The organism is Clostridium sp. CM036, assembly GCF_055081135.1.
In genome coordinates, this window is sequence record NZ_CM143652.1 from 1,056,987 (window position 1) to 1,076,569 (window position 19,583).

Sequence of the window (19,583 nt, forward strand, 5' to 3'; positions counted from 1 at the left end):
ATATTTTAGACCATAAGTCGTTATATAATTTAAATTTGTTAGCTTTGAGATAAAAAAATGTATTCACGATATATTATTCAACTTAAAATATCACATGATTTTTCAGGCGGTAGCCTGCTATTCTAAAAGCGTAAAAAATGAAATTAAGGACTATGCGAACTATTATAATAAAGATAGATATCAATGGACTCTAAAAAAGCCCCTATGGATTTCTTTAGGCATTGTGGATTTGACATATCTATAATAGAAAAGCGAAACCCAGTCAATACGCTGGCTCGCTGGAGAAAAATCTATGATCATTTGGGGGAAGCTGGATTAATAAATGAACGAATCACAAACGTATAAGAAGGCTTATGAAAAAATATAGTTTAATTACTAAGGTAGGAAGGGCAAAGACTTATGCTAAGATGTTAAAAGCAAACCATGAACATAAAACACTATCAAACCTATTAAAACGAGAATTTAAACAATATCAGATTGAGTATAGTGTTAAAAACGCTTAATAGGTTAGAATGTAACCTTAATTTGGAAGATAATTCAGATACAATTATACACCCTGATCAAGGATTTCATTATACAAATGCATTTTCAATCTCGTGTTAAAGAATTAGGACTGACACAATCAAAGTCTAGAAAAGGTAATTGTTTACATAATGCTCCTATGGAATCATTTTTCGGGCATATGAAAGACGAGATGGAATATAAACAAGCTATGTCATTCGGTGAGTTAGTAGAAATAGTTGATAATTATATGAGTTACTATAATAATGACAGATACCAGTGGGGATTAAATAAAATGAGCCCTGCTCAATACAGGACTCACTTTTTAGTGCTAACATAGGTCATTTTTTTTAAACTGTCTAGTTTATGGGTTATATTTCACAATACAGAAACCATCTTCCAAATATAGCATATGCTTTTTTTATATATTTGTAACGCTTTTGCAAAGCTCTCTTAAATTTTTATTGAAAGCGTATTTTTCTTATATCATTACTTTACATATATTGTTTGTGAATTCTACCGGATCGTTAATCGGTAATCCTTCAATAAGTAGCGCCTGATTATATAATATATTAGTATATAAATCTAACTTAACTTTATCTTTTTCGAAAGATTCCTTAAGTACTTTAAACATATCATTATTTATATTTATTTCTAAAACCTTATCTGCTTTTATGTTTTCATTGTTAGGCATAGAATTTAATGTTTTTTCCATTTCTATTGTAAGGTCACCATCATTTGATAAACATACTGGGTAGTTCTTAAGTCTTTTTGATGCCCTAACATCCTTAACTCTACCTGTTAAAACACTTTTCATATGTTCAAATAATTCTTTATTGTCTTTTTCATCAGTGCTAGAAGGATTTTCTTTTTCATCTACTTCTATACCTAAGTCACCACTTGATACAGATTTAAATTCCTTTTCTTTGTACTTCATTATCATTTTCACAGCGAATTCGTCTACCTCATCCGTGAAATATAAAATTTCGAATCCCTTATCTGATACCATTTCAATTTGTGGTAATTTTTCAATTCGCGCGTTTGATTCTCCTGAAGCATAATAAATATATTTTTGATCCTCTGGCATTCTAGAAACATATTCATCTAAAGTAACATTCTTTTTCTCCTTTGATGAATAAAACAACAATAAATCTTGCAAAACATCTTTGTTACTTCCAAAATCGCTATAAATACCATACTTCAATTGTCTTCCAAATGCTTCATAAAATTCTTCATATTTTTCTCTTTCATTTTTAAGTAAACTATCTAACTCATTTTTAATTTTAGTTTTAATGTTTTTAGCTATAAGTTTAAGTTGTCTATCATGTTGCAGTACTTCTCTAGATATGTTAAGCGACAGATCTTCTGAATCAACTATTCCTTTTACAAAACTAAAATAGTCAGGCAATAAATCTGCACACTTATCCATGATTAAAACACCACTTGAATATAATTCTAAGCCTTTTTCATATTCTTTTGTATAGAAATCATAAGGCGTTTTTTCTGGAATATATAAAATTGAATTATAACTTATAACACCATCAACACTAATATGGATATGCCTTGCTGGTTTGTCAAATCCATAGTGCTTTTCAGCGTAAAAATTATCATAATCTTCATCAGTAAGTTCGCTTTTATTTTTTCTCCATATAGGAACCATGCTGTTTACAGTCTTTTCCTCAACGAAGTCTTCGTAGTCTGTTTCACTACCTTCTTTAAGTCTTGACTGACTTATATCCATTTTAATTGGATACCTAATGAAATCGGAGTATTTCTTTACAATAGATTTTAGTCCATTTTCATCAAGAAATTCATCAAAGTTATCATCTTCTGTATTCTCTTTTATTTTAAGTATAATTTCTGTTCCAACAGTATCTTTTGCGCAAGGTTCTATGGTATAACCCTCTGCACCATTAGATTCCCATTTATGTGCTTCATCACTACCAAAAACTTTACTTATAACAGTAATATTATCTGCTACCATAAATGCAGAATAAAATCCCACTCCAAATTGTCCAATTATGTCGTACCCATCTTTTATTTCATTTTCTTTTTTGAATGCTAAAGAGCCACTTTTAGCTATAACTCCTAGGTTATCACTAAGTTCAGCTTCTGTCATTCCAATTCCTGTATCAGAAATTTTTATTGTTCTAGTTAACTTATCACTGGCTATTGTAATATAGTAATTACCCTTATCAAAATTCAATGAATCATCCGCTAATGTCTTATAATAAATTTTATCAATAGCATCACTAGCATTAGAGATAAGTTCTCTTAAAAAAATATCCCTATGAGTATATATTGAATTTACCATCATATCCAGAATTCTCTTAGACTCCGTTTTAAACTGCTTTTTTTCCAATTAAAATTTCCCCTTTCGTACCAAATCTTCTTATTTTTTATTTTGTTAGCACTCTATGTTATCGAGTGCTAACGCTAGTTATAAACTACACCTTTTTTTATAATTTGTCAACGTACATAATATATTTTTCTTCCATCTCAAACATTTATTAACTTACTCTCTCCATTTTAAATATAGATAATTTGTTGTTTTGAATTTAATCTTATATATATATTACTTTATTTGAATTCATTTCACAATAATAATTTCCATATTACTCAATGCTAAATGATAAAATACTTGTTTACAATTATTTTTCAACGATACTGTTTAATAATCAACAGCTTTTTTTCTGTGTTAAGTTATTTAATTAACGACATCTCATTTATATATATTTCTATGATATTATTCACTACATCGTAAATATCACTAGTATTCATAACCTCATAGTCACAATATTGTTTGTACAAGTGACCTCTCTCCTCAAACAATCTATAAAGCTTAGATGGATCTTTTGCTAGTAAGGGGCGGGTCTCAACATCTATATCCGCTACTATATTTTCAATAGGACGGTTTATGTAAATTATAATACCATTTTTCTTTAAATTTAAAATATTTTCATGTTTTTTAATCACTCCACCGCCAGTTGAAATAATTACTCGATTTTTTTTAGATAATTTCTCAACTACTTTAGATTCTATGTCTCTAAATCCAGCCTCACCATTTTTAAACATTTCAGTAATCGTAAGATTTGTACTAGCTTCAATATATGCATCTATGTCTATAAATGCCATTTCTATCTTTTCTGCGATTATTTCTCCAATGACACTTTTACCACAACCGGGCATCCCAATTAAAACTATATTTTTCATCTTTTAATTTTCTACTCCCTTTTCTAGTTCATCATAAATTTCATCAATTATTATCTTTGGGATCTTAATATCATTCCAGATTTCCTGAGCAGCAATTGCCTGGCCAACTAGCATATAAAGACCATTAACTGCTTTTAAACCCGTCTCCTTCGCATACTTTAAAAATAGGGTTTCCTTAGGATTGTAGATCATATCTACAGCGGCGCCAAATTTACCAATATGTTTCTTTTCAATTGGAGAATTGTCCAAATTAGGATACATTCCAAGTGGTGTACAGTTTACCACTATATCTGACTCTTTAAGCCCTTGAATTTCATTATAAGAAATCAATTTACAACCATTAAATTTGCTGTTTTCCTTAATCCTTGAGATATCTCTTGTAACTACAGTAATTTCAGTTATTCCCTTATTTAATAAATATTGAACCACAGTAACTGCTACTCCACCGTTTCCAAGTATTGTTGCTTTTTTATTTTTCACTTCAATATCATACTTATTGAAAAGCATTCCAATTCCAAAGTAATCTGTGTTGTATCCAATAGTTTTGTTTTCCTCAAACTTTAGGGTGTTTACAGATCCTATCGCTTTTGCTTCTATGCTAACCTCATCAAGTAATTCCATAACCTTAATTTTATAAGGAATAGTTACATTAATACCTCTTGGTTTAATAACATTAAATCCGGCCATTGCTGCTTTCAGATCTTTGCTTTTAAATTCGAAGAGATGATAATAACCCTTCATATTCAATTTATTAAATACCATTGAATGTATTTGCGGCGAAACACTATGTGATAGTTTTTCTCCAAGTAAACCATATAACCCTGACATAACTCACCCTCATTTCTTAAGTAAAACTTACTAATATCATTTATTCATTGTCAATCATTTCACTTTTATAATTGCCCAATATTTTAAAATAACGGCTATTCTTTTTAATTAACTTAATTGAAGATATAATTTTATCTTCATCTATGTTTCCGTGGAAATCTATGTAAAAGAAATATTCCCATGGCTTATCCTTTATTGGTCTAGATTCAATTTTCAAAAGGTTTATACCATTTTCTTCAAAATGCTTTAAAACATGATAGAGCGAACCTGCCTTGTGGGTAGTAGATAAAACTAAGCTTGTTTTATTGTTTCCGCTAGTTGACTCCAACTCTTTACCAATAACAACAAACCTAGTCATATTTGTTGCATTTGAATTTACATTTTTCTGCAAAATCTCAAGGTTGTATATTTCCGCTGCCTTAGCGCTAGCTATGGCTGCCAAGGTTTTGTCCTGTCTATCTTTAACTAACTGCGCACTTTTTGCAGTGCTGTTATAGGGAACTAACTTCCACTGCTTGTAGCCTTTTAAAAATTCCATACTTTGCTCTAATCCCTGTGGATGAGAGTAAACCTCTTTGATATCATCTAGTGTTGATCCTCTAATTCCCATTAAGTTTTGGCTTATTTTAAGATATTTTTCTCCTGTTATATAAAAATTATATTTATTTAGAAGGTCATAAACCGCGGATATTGCTCCTGTGGAAGAATTTTCTATAGGGATAACACCATAATTTATCTTCCCATATTTCAATTGCAAAAATATATCTTCAAACTCACTTATTGCTTTTGCGTCCACATTTTCACCGAAATATCCCTTTAAAGCTTGTTCGCTAAAGGAACCTGTTACGCCATAAAAACCAACTGTTAGCTTTTTCTCAGTAGCAAAAGCCCCCTCCCGATTTAAATTTTTGTTTTGAAACCCTCTACTTATTTCCATAACGGATTTGAAAAATTCTTCTACCTCTAAAAACAAATTTTTATTTTTAACTAAGTCTAAATTCTTCTTTATAACTATTTCTTCTCTAGCCTTATTTAAAACTTCCATATGATTATTTTTTTTATATTCAGCTACCTTTAAAACTACTTCCATACGCTTTTCAAATAATGATACAAGGCTTGAGTCAATTTTATCAATTTCACTTCTTAAATTATCTATATTAAAATCATCTAATTTACTCATTAAAGCACATCCTTCAAATAAAATCTAAAATACTCATTGCAGCGCAAGCTTCTATCACTGCTAGCGCTCTTAAAACTATGCAAGGGTCATGCCTTCCTGTAACAGATACTTCCGAATTTTCACAAGTCACCATATCAATGGTATCTTGAGTTTTTGCAATAGAAGGTGTTGGTTTCATAGCTACCCTAAAAACTATCGGCATTCCATTAGAAATACCACCATTAATTCCACCATTATTGTTAGTTTTCGTCAATACACTCCCATTTTTAATGCACGGTACATCATTTGATACGCTTCCCCGAAGTTTTGTTATTTGAAAGCCCATGCCAAATTCTACCCCCTTAACTGCAGGCACAGAAAATAGTAATTGAGCTAAATTGCTCTCTATAGAATCAAAGAATGGTTCCCCCAGTCCACAAGGCACATTTAATATAGTAGCTTCAATTATACCTCCAACCGAATCTGTTTCTTCCTTCGCCTTTAATATAATGTTCTTCATTTCTTTTCCCTTTGAATCATCAATTACAGGAAAATCTTTCTTTAGAATATCTGCTAATATCTGTTTCTTTAAATTGACCCCATCAAAATAACTATCAAACACATTCCCAATACTTAAAATGTGACTTCCTATTTCGATTCCCTTATCAAAAAGTATCTGTTTCGCAACAGCACCTGCAAAAACAAGTGGTGCTGTAATTCTTCCTGAGAAATGTCCGCCACCTCTATAATCGTTAAAGCCTGAATATTTAACCTTTCCTGTAAAATCAGCATGACCCGGTCTTACTAAATCCTTTAACTTATCGTAATCCTTCGAATTTTGATTTTCATTAAAAATAACGCTACAAAGAGGTGTCCCTGTGGTATATCCATTAAAATATCCACTTAGTATTTCAAATTTATCACCTTCTTTTCTTTTAGTTGAAAATTCATCTCGTCCTGGAGCGCGTCTTTGCATTTCACTATTAATAAAATCCATATCAAGCTTTATACCTGGCGGTAATCCATCAATAATTATTCCTATTCCTCTTCCATGCGATTCTCCAAAGATGGAATACTTTACTTTTTTACCCCATTGTCCGCTCATTAACTTTTCCTCCTAACCCCTTAAAATCCTCATAAAACTCTGGATAGGATTTTTTCACTGCCCCACTATCCTCAATTGTGAGCTTCTGCGTGCATCTAATTGAAGCAATTGCCATAGCCATAGCTATTCTATGATCATTCCAACTGCTTACAATTCCGCCCTTAAGCCATGGTTTACCATGAATTAGAAGTGAATCCTCTCTTTCAATAACCTCTGCTCCAATTTTATTTAGCTCTGTTGCTATAGCTTTTAATCTATCAGATTCTTTTATTCTAACTCTAGCAGCATTAATGATCTCTGTTGTTCCATCGCTTAAAGCACCAAGCACCGCAGCAATTGGTACAAGGTCAGGACATTGTGATGCATCAATAACGGTGCCTTTTAAATTTGATTTTGAAGCCCTTATAATACCATCTTCAATAGTAATCTTTCCGCCCATATTTTTAATTATGTCCAATATTACTTTGTCTCCTTGAAGTGATTCCATATTTAAATCAATGCATTCAATTTCTCCACCTAAAACACCAGCAGCAAGGTAAAATGCAGCTTGAGAAAAATCGCCCTCAACTCTATAATCTCTTTTCATGAAATGTTGATTTCCTTTTATTTTAAATTCTCTATAATTATTATTTTCTACCTTTATCCCAAATTTAGAAAGCACATCTAGGGTTAAATCTATGTACCCAATAGATTCTATGGAACTAGTAATTTTAATCGTTGACTCTCCATTTAATAGAGGCAGCGCATAAATAAGACCGGTAATGAACTGAGAGCTTACATCTCCTCTTAGTTCAAAAATCCCAGGTTTAAGGCTCCCGTGTATTGTTAAAGGAAGACAACCATTGTTAGTAGTGTACTTTATATTCTGCTTATCAAAAATTTCATAATAAGGTTTAAGTGTTCTTTGTACTAGTTTGGACTTCCCTTTAAAGATTATTTTTTCTCCAGTTAAAATTGCTATAGGAATTAAAAAACGTAGTGTTGATCCACTTTCATTGCATTGTAGCTCGCTTCCCAAAGTTCCACCGCATGCAAGCTGAAGCTTACCTTTTCCACATACCACAAGATTGTTTGGGAATTGTTTAATCTTAACTCCAAGTTTCTCCATTATTTCACAAGTAGCTATTATATCCTCAGACATACTAATATTATTAATGGCACATTCATCGCCACTTAATCCTGCAGCTATAACCGCTCTATGGGATAATGATTTTGAAGGCGGAATTTTGACTTTTCCATTCAAAGAAAAAGGTTGAATTATAACTGACTTCATCGACGAACACCTCAATTCAATATAATAATTATTTAAGAATTTTTTGCAGATAACCCTTAATATTAGCTTCATTAATTTTTTCAATAAAACTATTTCCAATGGATTCTATTAATATGAAATTCATGGATTCCCCAATGTTTTTCTTATCATGACTAATAGTCTCAATTATATTCTCACTTTTTATTTCAGGTAACATCCAAGGCAAATTATACTTAATTAAAATATCTTTTATAGCACTTGCTGTTCCAGTTTTAGTCATTCCTAGTTCTTCTCCTAGTTTTGTTATAGAATACATCCCCATTGCCACTGCTTCTCCATGGGAATACACCTCAAAATTAAAGAATTGCTCAATTGCGTGACCGATGGTATGACCATAGTTTAATAACATTCTGCCCCCAGTATCCAACTCATCATCTTCAACAATAGCGGCCTTAATACTAAGGCAAGTATAAATGATTTTATCTATCTCTTTTAAAAGGGCTTCTTTGTTTTCATAATTCATTAATGTATAAAATAGCTCACTATCTTTTATTGCTCCATATTTTATAACTTCACCCATTCCATCACTAAAAAACTTGTCATTAAGTGTTCCAAGCAGTAATGGATCAATAAAAACTGCTGTAGGGCTATAAAAACTTCCCACAAGGTTCTTTCCACGAGGCAAATCTACTGCAACCTTACCACCTACACTACTATCCACCTGTGCTAGTAATGTAGTTGGAATTTGTATGAGTGGAATCCCTCTTAAAAAAGTTGCGGCTGCAAAACCACTCATATCTCCAACAACTCCACCACCTAAGGCAATTATAATATCTCCTCTGTTTATCTTAAAATCTAAAAGTTTATCATACACCTCTAAAAGAGTTTCGAAGGACTTGCTTTCTTCACCAGCTTTTACAACAATTTTAAAAGTTTCAAATCCTGACTCTTTTAATGAACAAATAAGCTTTTGCCCATAAAATCCATTAACATTAGAATCTGTTACTACGGCTATTTTTCTTCCTTTATATATCTTCTTAACTTCTGCTCCAATTTCCTCTAGTAATCCATTCTTAATGTATATTGGATAGCTTCTGCTAGAAGCTTTAACTTCTATACTATACACCTTTGCTTATCTCCTTTCTCTTATTAGTTGCATTCTCAAACCTTTTCTTTAGAAAAGCTTCATCATGATTTATTATTGCATCTTTTATTTCTTTTATATTATTTTCAAAGTCTTCGATTTTGCTAACTATATTTTCTTCATTATAAAAAAGTAATTCAGGCCATAATTCACCATTTATAGTAGCAACTCTAGTGGTATCCTTAAAACTTCCTCCAACAAACTGGGGTATTCCGACAATTAAACTATTACAATCTATTAAGGAAACAGCTATAACATGTGGTAACTGGCTTGTATAAGCAATTATATCATCATGCTGATTCGGTGTAAGTCGTACCACACTTTTACACCCCATTCCCCTAACTATCCCCGTTACTAAATTTATATTCTCCTCTTTATTTCCATTAATTGGTGTCAAGATATAGTTAGCATTTTTAAACATATCTTTAGTTGCAGCCTTGAGCCCTGATTCTTCTTTTCCAGCCATTGGGTGACCACCGATAAAATCTAAATCATCTCTAAGTTCAATCATAATTTCACTTATTAAATTACTCTTAATTCCAGCAGTATCTGTAATAACTGCTCCACTTTTAAATAAGTTCATATTGTTTTTCACAAAATCTATAGTCTTTTGAGGATAAACTGCAAGTATCACAATATCCGAATTACTAAGTGGTATTTCTGGACTTGTATATCCTTTATCAATAATGTTCATTTCCTCAGCTATATCTAAAACATCTTTATCAATGTCAATAGCCCAAATATTTTTAGGTTTTAATTCTCTTAGTGCCATAGCAAAGGAGCCACCTATAAGTCCTAATCCTACAATTGTAATGTTAAAGTCTGTACAATCCAAATTTACCACCTCTTAAACTATTCTATTTTGTGTTTTTGCAATTACTCTTATGGAATTTACAAGATCCTCAAATTTCTCCGGTTTTAATGATTGTTGTCCATCACACAATGCATTGGTAGGATCGTTATGCACCTCAATTTCAAGACCATCTGCACCAACTGCTATAGCTGCTTTCGCAAGTGACTCTACTAACCACCATTTACCAGCGGCATGACTTGGATCTACTATAACTGGCAAGTGACTAAGCCTCTTAAGTACTGGAATTGCACTTAAATCTAAGGTGTTTCTTGTGAAAGTTTCGAAGGTCCTAATACCTCTTTCACATAAAACTACATTTTGATTTCCTTCAGACATTATGTACTCCGCAGACATAAGAAGTTCTTCAATTGTTGCACTCATACCTCTCTTTAAAAGTATTGTCTTATTACATCTTCCTACTTCTTTTAAAAGATCGAAATTTTGCATATTTCTAGCTCCAATTTGAAGTACATCAGCATATTGCGATATTTTATCAACTAGTTCAACACTCATAACTTCAGTTACTATTGGAAGCCCCGTTATTTTTCTTGCTTCTAATAATATTTTTAATCCTTCTTCCTCCATTCCTTGAAATGCGTATGGAGAAGTTCTAGGTTTGTAAGCTCCGCCTCTTAGAAAATTAGCTCCTGCTAGCTTTACATCTTTTGCAATAGTTATCAATTGCTCTTCACTTTCCACAGCACAAGGCCCTGCAATTATCGCTAGTTCTTTTCCACCTATTATTCTGTTATCTACCTTTATTAATGAATCATCAGGATGAAAAAGTCTATTAGCTCTTTTGTAAGGAGCTTGAACTCTCATAACATTATCAACACATTCCTCTGCTTCAATCTGGCCTGCATTTATTGAACTTGTGTCTCCAACAATCCCTAAAATGCAACAGTTTTCTCCCTGTGTAATAAAGATGGCACAACCTAACCCCTCAAGTTTTTTCTTAATATTCATAATCTGTTCTTGTTTTGCAGTTGATTTCATTACGATTACCATTTAAAATTCCTCCTAAAATATTATTTTGATCTTAGTCTTAATAAGTCATTTAACTTATAAAAAATTATAAAAAAAGGAAGACCCCTTATATAAACTGTTACCTATGTCAAGGACACTCTAAAAAAAGGTGCTATCAAGCTAAGAGATGGTTTCTGTATTGTACAGGAGCCATCTTTTTCAAGTCCCACTGGTATCTATAATTATTATAATATGTGATATACCTATCTATCATTTTCTTAACATTTTCAAGCGTAGTACAGGACTTTAAATCTATCTCATCTTTCATATGTCCAAAAAATGATTCCTGAGGGGCATTGTCCCAACAGTTACCTCTACGCGACATTGACTGCGATAATTTGTGCTTTTTTAGTAGCTTTTGAAATGTTGGACTTGTATAATGACTACCTTGATCTGAATGAATAAAGGCATCTTTTGTTAACGTTACTCGTCTGTTTTTAACTAGCTTCTTTATTGTATCTAAGGCTATATCAAGTGTTATTCTATCTGAAGTTTGATACGCTAATATTTCATTTGTTGAGGAGTCCTTAATTGTGGATAAGTAAGCCATTTTACTATTACCGTATGGTAAATATGTTATATCAGTAAGAAGAACCTTTCCTGGCGTAGCCTGCTTGAATTCACGATTCAAAATATTTTTTACTACGCTATGCTCTTTCGTTGCTTTAGCAATTCTTCTATATGGATTTGCCTTTCTGTGAGGACATATTATTTCATATTTGTTCATAATCCTACGGATACGTTTTATACTATATATAATATTAAATTCATTTTTCAAAGTCATTTTAATAGATCTAGAGCCTTTCTTATAACCCCTTCGATTAAACGCCTTCAATATTAAGTCCCTATCCTCTAAATCACGCTGCTCGCGTTCAATCTGTATATCCTTTGAAGCAATATAATTGTAGTACCCAGATCTAGACACTCCTGATAATTCGCATAAGTATCTGGTTACATTTTTAAAGCTATATTTTTCAATAACTTCTTTTATAGTTTTAAAAACATCGCTTGATTTGATTTTGTTATTTTTTTGTACCACCTGCCTTTCTTTCGCGTCTAATTTTTTTAACAATTCTACCTGTGCCTCAAGCAGTTTTATTTTAGCATCTTGCCTCTCTATTATTTCTTCTTTTGTAAGCTCGGTAGAGCGTAGTCTACCACTTGCCCCTTTCCTTGTGTCTTCTAACCCAATTATTCCATCTTTTTTGTAAGCTGCACTCCACCTATATGCTGATTGTTCGATTCTGCCTAATCCAATTACATTTATATCAAACCCATTTTCGGCAAAAATCTGTCTTGGTAGTTTTCCAGCTATATATTCATCTATAAATAATATTTTAAATTCATAATTATATGTGATCGCATATTCACTAACTTTTTTAACATTTTTATTATTTTCAAGGTTTATAATATCTTTTTGGGTAAATAAAATCTTACTCATTTGCCACCATCCTATCTATATATAAATTATACGAAAAAAATACCTATAATCCAAACACTTTTTTTTCAAGTGTCCTTCCTATAGGTACCATTATAATAATGGGTCTTCCTTTTAAAAAAGGAGAACCCCTATAATGAGTCCTCCTTGCGTACAGACTTAGTTTACTTTCTATAAATCAGCATACGCTGGTATCATAGTTTTATTACTAAACTCATTATTTAAAAAAACCATATATTTTTTTTTGCACAAAAAGTAACTAACGCTAAAATAACGATAGCCCCAGCTAAAATAAAAATATACTTTTTTATTGATTTCCTTAATAATGATATTTTTCATAATAATAACACCTCACAAAAGTTTAAATTAATATCTTCAAATTCTTTAATGTTTAAATGATATAACATGTTAACATGTTTGTCAATGGTCTATTTCTCAAAAATTATAGGAACATAAGTTGATAACTAATTACCAACTTATGTTCCTATAAGAAAATCTCATCTTTACTATTCTTCAGATAAACCCCATAATTCTTGTTTTGACGTTGAAATAGCCATTGCTCCTGCGCTAATTGATTCCATTATATCCTTCTTATTTTGAATCAATCCCCCTGCTATAATTGGTACTCTCACTGCACTTCCTATATTTTTAATAATCTTACTTGCAACCCCAGGCATAACCTCTACAGCATCTGGAATTACAGATTGTATATTTCTTATTCCCGTTTCTAAAGCCAAAGAATCTACTGCAAATATTCTCTGTATAGCGCAGAATCCTAGCTTTCTCCCATTTTTTATATTTGTTGCCCTTGTAGTTATAATTCCATAAGGTTCTCCACATTGTTTTAGAAAAAGCAGCCCTGCATAATCTGCCTTTAATCCTTCTATTAAGTCCACGTGAACAAATACTACTTTGCCCGCCTCTTTAAGGTCCTCACATGTTTTCTTTAAATTTATTATGCTCCCATATAAGACAAACACAATATGAACATTACTAAGAATCACTTTTTTTAAATCCTGCTCATTTCGTATGGCTGCAATAACTGGGTTCTCTATTAATAATTGTTCTAGGTTTTCCAATGATGTACCCTCCAAAAATTTATTTAGGTTTATAAGATATAATTAATTAAATACTATCACATTCTCATTTCTCATTCAAGCAAATTCACATCATTCTGTTGTTGTTTCGAAATTATGTATGTTTTTAATTGGGACTTGTACTTCTTTAATTATTATGTTAGTATGTACTTAAATAAGTAAAGGCGGAGAAAAGAGAGCCTTGATGTATGGGTATTTTATACCTATTAATCAAGGTTCTCTTTTTATTTGCACTTAGGAGGTAAAAGGATGTTTGACGTAACTATTATTGGTGCTGGCATCATTGGCTGCTCAGTATCAAGAGAGCTATCTAAATATAATTTAAAAACATGTGTTATTGAAAAATCTAGTGATGTTGCTTCTGGTACAACAAAAGCAAATAGTGCAATAGTACATGCAGGGTATGATGCTAATCCAAGTACTATTAAGGGAAAATTAAACGCAAAAGGTAATGAAATGTATACAAAGCTTGCAAAGGAATTAGATTTCCCATTTAAGAGGAATGGATCATTGGTTCTGTGCTTCGACGAGAAACACATGAATGATCTTAAAGAATTACTAGAACAAGGCGAAAAAAATGGAGTACCTAATTTAGCTATTCTTGATGGAGATCAAGTTAGAGAAATGGAACCTAATGTAACATTGAGCTGTGTCGGTGCCTTATATGCTCCAACAGGAGGAATTGTTTGCCCATATGAAATGACTATTGCTATGGCTGAAAACGCATACACCAATGGCGTGGAATTTGAATTTGGAACTGAGGTCCTTAATATAGAAAAAAAACAAAGTTGTTACGTTATAAAAACTAATAAAGGCGACATTGAAACAAAAGTAGTAATAAATGCAGCCGGTTTATTTTCGGATGAAATTAATAATATGGTAAGCAATAATAAATTTAAAATACTTCCCAAGCTAGGAGAATATGTCTTATTTGATAAAGCTTGCGGAGATTTAGTTACAAAAACTATTTTTCAACTTCCAACTAAACTTGGAAAAGGAGTTTTAGTTACCCCTACTGTTGATGGTAACCTTCTAATTGGACCTAATGCTGTAGATCAAGATAACAAAGCTGATCTTAGTACAACTCGCGAAGGCATCGATGATATCGTTTTAAATGCTCAATTAAGTATCCAAATGCCACTTCCTATGAATATGGTTATAACTTCTTTTGCAGGGAATAGATCAAAATGCGAGGGAAATGATTTTATAATTGGGGAAGCAGAAGACGCTAAGAACTTTATTAATGTAGCAGCAATTGATTCTCCAGGTTTAACTAGTGCTCCAAGTATTGCTGCAATGGTAGCTGATATAGTAACAGAAAAATTAGCACCGCAGGAAAATGTAAAATTCAACCCTATACGAAAAGGTACAAGAAAATTTAGAGAAATGTCAAACGATGAGCGAAAAAAAATAATCAAGGAAATACCTGAATATGGAACAATTGTTTGTAGGTGTGAAACTGTAACAGAAGGTGAAATTATAGACTCTATAAGAAGACCTCTTGGAGCAAAAACACTTGATGGAGTTAAAAGAAGGACAAGAGCTGGAATGGGGAGATGCCAATCGGGCTTTTGTGCAACAAAAGTTGTAGATATTCTTTCAAGAGAACTTAATATACCACGATGCGCCATCACAAAATCAGGCGAAAATTCTATACTGCTCACTGGCAAAAATAAACAATCTTTATAAATTGGAGGAATATATATGCAAGAATATGATTTAATCATAATTGGTGGAGGTCCAGCAGGCCTTGCAGCTGCAGTTTCTGCAAAGGATCAAGGGATAAACAGCATTTTAATTATAGAAAGAGATAATCAATTAGGTGGTATTCTCAATCAATGTATTCATAATGGTTTTGGTCTTCACACCTTTAAAGAAGAACTTACTGGTCCTGAGTATTCACAACGGTTTATTGACAAGGTTATTGCACTTAATATCGAGTATAAACTAAATACCATGGTTCTAGATGTAAATGATAGTAAACAAGTTACTGCTGTAAATACAGAAGATGGTATATTGGAGCTCCAGGCAAAAGCAGTTATACTTGCAATGGGATGCAGAGAAAGACCAAGAGGAGCTTTAAACATACCAGGTGCAAGATGCGCAGGTATTTATACAGCTGGAACAGCTCAAAAATATGTTAATGTTGAGGGTCTAATGCCAGGAAAAGAAGTAGTAATACTTGGTTCTGGAGATATCGGACTTATAATGGCAAGACGAATGACCCTCGAAGGTGCAAATGTAAAGGCTTGTGTAGAACTAATGCCTCATTCAAGTGGACTTAAGAGAAATATTGTACAATGCTTAGACGATTTTAATATTCCTTTAAAATTAAGTCACACTATAACAAATATACATGGGCATGATAGACTTTGCGGAGTTACTATAGCTCAAGTTGATGACCATAGAAAACCAATTAAGGGAACTGAGGAATACATTGCTTGTGATACATTACTTTTATCTGTTGGCCTTCTACCCGAAAATGAACTTTCTAGAAAAGCTAATGTTAAACTTTCCAGAGTTACTGGGGGTCCTGAGGTAGATGAAAGCATGCAGACGAGCATTTCTGGAATATTTACCTGTGGCAATGTGCTTCACGTTCATGATTTAGTAGATAATGTAACCACTGAAAGCTACACTGCTGGTAGAAATGCTTCTGATTATATAAAAGGAATTTACCATGCCGGAAAGAGTATTGAGATCTTCGCGACAGACGGAGTTAGGTATACAGTACCAAGTACTATCAATCCTGAAAATATCGATAACATAATAGATGTTAGATTTAGGGTTGGTGAGGTACATAAATCTGCTTATATATCTGTTTATTTTGATGATGTGCGCGAAATGCATTTAAAGAAAAAGATTCTTACACCAGGCGAAATGGAAAGCGTTAAATTAACTAAAGCAGTTTTTGATAAATATAGTAACTGTAAAAAGATTACCATAAAGGTAGAAAAGGAGTAGTTAACTATGAGTACAAGGGAATTAACATGCATAGGCTGTCCAATAGGTTGTGCTCTTGTGGTAGCGCTTGAGGGCAAAGAAGTTATTAGCGTTAAAGGAAATACCTGTAAGCTGGGAGAAACCTACGGCAAGAAAGAATGCACTAATCCAACAAGAGTCGTTACATCCTCTGTTTTAGTTTCAGGTGGGGAAAATGAGATACTTCCTGTTAAAACTGAGAGAGATATTCCAAAGGATATGATTTATGACTGCGTAAGAGCATTAAAAAATGTTATAGTAAAAGCTCCTATTTCTATAGGTGATGTGGTTCTAGAAAACATACTTGACACCGGAGTGAATATTATAGCAACTAAGAACGTTAAAGTGGTCTAATAGTATTACTTTAATAGTATATTAGTAATAGTATATAACCCCTTCTTCTATAAGAGGGGGTTATACACTATAATAAAGAAAAAACTTCAGTGAGAGTATAAATTTCTTTCTGAAGTCGTTGATACTGCCGCTGCGCAGGTGATGATTTAACATTAACAACTAATCCAATAATAATTCACGATATTATATTAATTAATATCGTGTTTCCATAAATCATTAAGTAAACGATTACTATTAAACCGAAAAAGGAGTGTACAAATTATGGCTAAGTATGTAATGGCACTAGATCAAGGAACAACAAGTTCAAGATGCATTTTATTTAACAAAGAAGGACTTATTGCAAGCGTAGCTCAAAAAGAGTTTACACAAATATTTCCGAGTCCAGGTTGGGTTGAGCATGACCCTATGGAAATTTGGGCTACTCAATTAGGTATGGCACAAGAAGCTATGGCTAAAATTGGTGCCACAGCAAAAGATATCTCCGCTATTGGTATTACTAATCAAAGAGAAACTACAGTGGTTTGGAATAAAAATACTGGAGTTCCTGTATACAATGCAATTGTTTGGCAATGTAGAAGAACCGCTGGCATGTGTGATGAATTAAAGACTGTAGGCTTTAATAAAGTAGTACGCGATAAAACTGGACTTATACTTGATGCATATTTTTCTGGAACAAAAGTTAAATGGATACTTGATAATGTTGCTGGTGCTAGAGACGAGGCTGAAAAAGGTAATTTAATATTTGGTACTATTGATACATGGTTAATTTGGAAATTAACAAATGGAAAGGTTCATGTAACAGATTATACAAATGCTTCAAGAACACTTCTATACAACATTCATGAATTGAAATGGGACGATGAAATACTTAGTACTTTAGATATACCTAAATCAATGCTTGCAGAAGTAAAACCATCAAGCTGTGTTTATGGATACACCGATAATTCAATATTTGGTTCTCCAATTGCAATAGCTGGCGCAGCCGGTGATCAGCAAGCTGCCCTGTTTGGACAAACTTGTTATCAATCTGGAACGGCTAAAAATACTTATGGTACTGGTTGCTTCTTATTAATGAACACTGGTGAAAAAGCAGTTGATTCCCACAATGGTTTACTTACAACTATAGCTTACGGCATTAATGGCAAAGTTAACTACGCTCTTGAGGGAAGTGTATTTGTTGCAGGTGCAACTATTCAATGGCTAAGAGATGAATTAAGAATGATAAAGACCGCACCTGAATCAGAAGAGTATGCCTGTGCTGTTGAAGATACAGATGGTGTATATATGGTGCCAGCATTCGTTGGACTTGGTGCTCCATATTGGGATCCATATGCAAGAGGAACAATAGTTGGTTTAACTCGTGGAACTAAGAAAGAACACTTTATACGAGCAGCACTTGAATCCTTAGCTTATCAGACAAATGATGTATTAAAAGCTATGCAAGAAGATTCAGGTATTACACTTAAATCATTAAAGGTGGATGGTGGTGCATGTGCTAATAACTTCTTAATGCAGTTTCAGTCAGATATATTAGATGTTCAAGTTGACAGACCAAAAGTAATTGAAACAACAGCGTTAGGTGCTGCCTATTTAGCAGGCCTGGCAGTTGGATATTGGAAAGATCAAGAGGAAATTGCGAAAAATTGGGCACTATCAAAATCCTTTGAACCAAAAATGAGAGAAGAAAAGAGAGTAGAACTTTTAAAAGGATGGCATAAAGCTATTGGAAGATCAAGAAATTGGTCGAAATAAGGAAAATAAAGCTATAATATGATATGATATGAAATGTATTCAAATATAGATGAAATGCAATACATTTCATCTATAAAGATATTCGAAAATTAGGGGGAAAATAAAATGTCAACAAAACTATTAGCTGAATTTTTTGGTACTATGATACTTATTCTTTTAGGAGACGGTGTAGTTGCAGGCAGTGTACTAAACAAAAGTAAGTCTCAAAATAGCGGATGGATTGTAATTGCATCTGGTTGGGCAATGGCCGTTATGTTGCCAGCGTTCATTTTTGGTGCAATAAGCGGTGCTCACTTTAACCCAGCGCTTACTATTGCTTTAGCTGTTGCTGGAAAATTTTCCTGGGCGCAAGTGCCTGGTTATGTTATAGCCCAAATGTTAGGAGCTATGGCTGGAGCTACACTAGTATGGCTTACATACTTAGAACACTGGAAGGCAACAGATGACCAGGCTGGAAAACTCGCAGTATTTTGTACAGGACCAGCAATTAGAAAGTATTCTTCAAACTTTTTAACTGAAGTAATCGGAACATTTGTATTGGTTTTTGTTATATTAGGTATAGGTGGTGTTACAGCTGCTGCAGGATTACCAACATTTGTTGTTGGAGGATTAATTTTGGGTTTAGGACTTTCTTTAGGTGGACCAACGGGATATGCAATAAATCCAGCAAGAGATTTAGGACCAAGAATTGTTCATGCAATATTACCAATAGCCGGTAAAGGAGATTCTGATTGGGCGTATTCATGGATTCCAGTATTTGCCCCAATAGTTGGAGCAGTACTTGCAGCATTAGTTTGGGTAGCTGTATTTTAGTAAATCATGTAGTCATTAAATTGGAACACATAGATCCTCAATAAACTAAATTAAAAGTTTACATGC

The 19,583-nt window shown here is 32.9% G+C and carries 18 protein-coding genes; 7 read left to right on the forward strand and 11 right to left on the reverse strand.

Annotated features, from left to right (window positions below; translation table 11 throughout):
* Positions 1-94: 94 nt before the first annotated feature.
* Entirely contained in the window at positions 95-244 is a 150-nt protein-coding gene (locus ACWJKE_RS05040) for an IS3 family transposase (protein WP_369811885.1), read from the forward strand.
* Positions 245-580: 336 nt separating this feature from the next.
* Positions 581-841 carry an IS3 family transposase gene (locus ACWJKE_RS05045; RefSeq protein WP_462959200.1) on the forward strand — a complete coding sequence of 87 codons (261 nt, stop codon included), beginning with the start codon at positions 581-583 and terminating at the stop codon, positions 839-841.
* A gap of 141 nt (positions 842-982) precedes the next feature.
* Here ACWJKE_RS05045 and htpG read toward each other — a convergent pair whose 3' ends face one another.
* From htpG to ACWJKE_RS05100, 11 genes are all read right to left on the reverse strand, one after another.
* Complete coding sequence (gene htpG, locus ACWJKE_RS05050) at positions 983-2,863, reverse strand: molecular chaperone HtpG (protein WP_216304044.1); 1,881 nt, start codon at positions 2,861-2,863, stop codon at positions 983-985.
* Between the two features lie 341 nt (positions 2,864-3,204).
* Positions 3,205-3,714 (reverse strand): shikimate kinase, encoded by a 510-nt coding sequence (locus ACWJKE_RS05055; protein ID WP_216304045.1) that lies wholly within the window; start codon positions 3,712-3,714, stop codon positions 3,205-3,207.
* Positions 3,715-3,717: 3 nt separating this feature from the next.
* Positions 3,718-4,542 (reverse strand): shikimate dehydrogenase, encoded by an 825-nt coding sequence (gene aroE / locus ACWJKE_RS05060; RefSeq protein ID WP_220287788.1) that lies wholly within the window; start codon positions 4,540-4,542, stop codon positions 3,718-3,720.
* Positions 4,543-4,582: 40 nt separating this feature from the next.
* On the reverse strand, positions 4,583-5,722 hold the full coding sequence (pheA, locus tag ACWJKE_RS05065) for a prephenate dehydratase (protein ID WP_220287790.1): 1,140 nt from the start codon (positions 5,720-5,722) through the stop codon (positions 4,583-4,585).
* 13 nt (positions 5,723-5,735) lie between these two features.
* On the reverse strand, positions 5,736-6,806 hold the full coding sequence (gene aroC / locus ACWJKE_RS05070) for a chorismate synthase (RefSeq protein ID WP_462953004.1): 1,071 nt from the start codon (positions 6,804-6,806) through the stop codon (positions 5,736-5,738).
* A complete protein-coding gene (gene aroA / locus ACWJKE_RS05075; protein WP_220287794.1) occupies positions 6,787-8,079 on the reverse strand; it encodes a 3-phosphoshikimate 1-carboxyvinyltransferase in 1,293 nt (430 codons plus the stop codon). Before aroA ends, aroC begins: the two co-directional genes overlap by 20 nt.
* 28 nt (positions 8,080-8,107) lie before the next feature.
* A complete protein-coding gene (gene aroB, locus ACWJKE_RS05080) occupies positions 8,108-9,184 on the reverse strand; it encodes a 3-dehydroquinate synthase (RefSeq protein ID WP_216304050.1) in 1,077 nt (358 codons plus the stop codon).
* A complete protein-coding gene (locus ACWJKE_RS05085) occupies positions 9,177-10,037 on the reverse strand; it encodes a prephenate dehydrogenase (protein WP_216304051.1) in 861 nt (286 codons plus the stop codon). The genes aroB and ACWJKE_RS05085 overlap by 8 nt, the downstream gene beginning before the upstream one ends.
* A 12-nt stretch (positions 10,038-10,049) precedes the next feature.
* Positions 10,050-11,063 (reverse strand): 3-deoxy-7-phosphoheptulonate synthase, encoded by a 1,014-nt coding sequence (aroF, locus tag ACWJKE_RS05090; RefSeq protein WP_216304052.1) that lies wholly within the window; start codon positions 11,061-11,063, stop codon positions 10,050-10,052.
* A gap of 133 nt (positions 11,064-11,196) precedes the next feature.
* Positions 11,197-12,522, reverse strand: coding sequence for an IS3 family transposase (locus ACWJKE_RS05095; RefSeq protein WP_462959040.1), 1,326 nt, complete (start codon positions 12,520-12,522; stop codon positions 11,197-11,199).
* Between the two features lie 503 nt (positions 12,523-13,025).
* The gene (locus tag ACWJKE_RS05100; RefSeq protein ID WP_165414344.1) at positions 13,026-13,598 is read right to left on the reverse strand and encodes a glycerol-3-phosphate responsive antiterminator; all 573 of its coding nucleotides are present in this window, start codon (positions 13,596-13,598) and stop codon (positions 13,026-13,028) included.
* A gap of 267 nt (positions 13,599-13,865) precedes the next feature.
* On the opposite strand from ACWJKE_RS05100, the gene ACWJKE_RS05105 reads away from it, so the two are divergent.
* The 5 genes from ACWJKE_RS05105 (at position 13,866) to ACWJKE_RS05125 (ending at position 19,517) form a co-directional block, all read left to right on the forward strand.
* The gene (locus tag ACWJKE_RS05105) at positions 13,866-15,305 is read left to right on the forward strand and encodes an NAD(P)/FAD-dependent oxidoreductase (RefSeq protein ID WP_258280696.1); all 1,440 of its coding nucleotides are present in this window, start codon (positions 13,866-13,868) and stop codon (positions 15,303-15,305) included.
* A gap of 15 nt (positions 15,306-15,320) precedes the next feature.
* On the forward strand, positions 15,321-16,580 hold the full coding sequence (locus tag ACWJKE_RS05110) for an NAD(P)/FAD-dependent oxidoreductase (RefSeq protein WP_304518689.1): 1,260 nt from the start codon (positions 15,321-15,323) through the stop codon (positions 16,578-16,580).
* A gap of 6 nt (positions 16,581-16,586) precedes the next feature.
* Positions 16,587-16,952 (forward strand): DUF1667 domain-containing protein, encoded by a 366-nt coding sequence (locus tag ACWJKE_RS05115; RefSeq protein ID WP_220287842.1) that lies wholly within the window; start codon positions 16,587-16,589, stop codon positions 16,950-16,952.
* Between the two features lie 261 nt (positions 16,953-17,213).
* On the forward strand, positions 17,214-18,704 hold the full coding sequence (glpK, locus tag ACWJKE_RS05120; protein ID WP_462959201.1) for a glycerol kinase GlpK: 1,491 nt from the start codon (positions 17,214-17,216) through the stop codon (positions 18,702-18,704).
* 105 nt (positions 18,705-18,809) lie between these two features.
* Positions 18,810-19,517 (forward strand): MIP/aquaporin family protein, encoded by a 708-nt coding sequence (locus ACWJKE_RS05125; protein WP_216304577.1) that lies wholly within the window; start codon positions 18,810-18,812, stop codon positions 19,515-19,517.
* Positions 19,518-19,583: the final 66 nt, after the last annotated feature.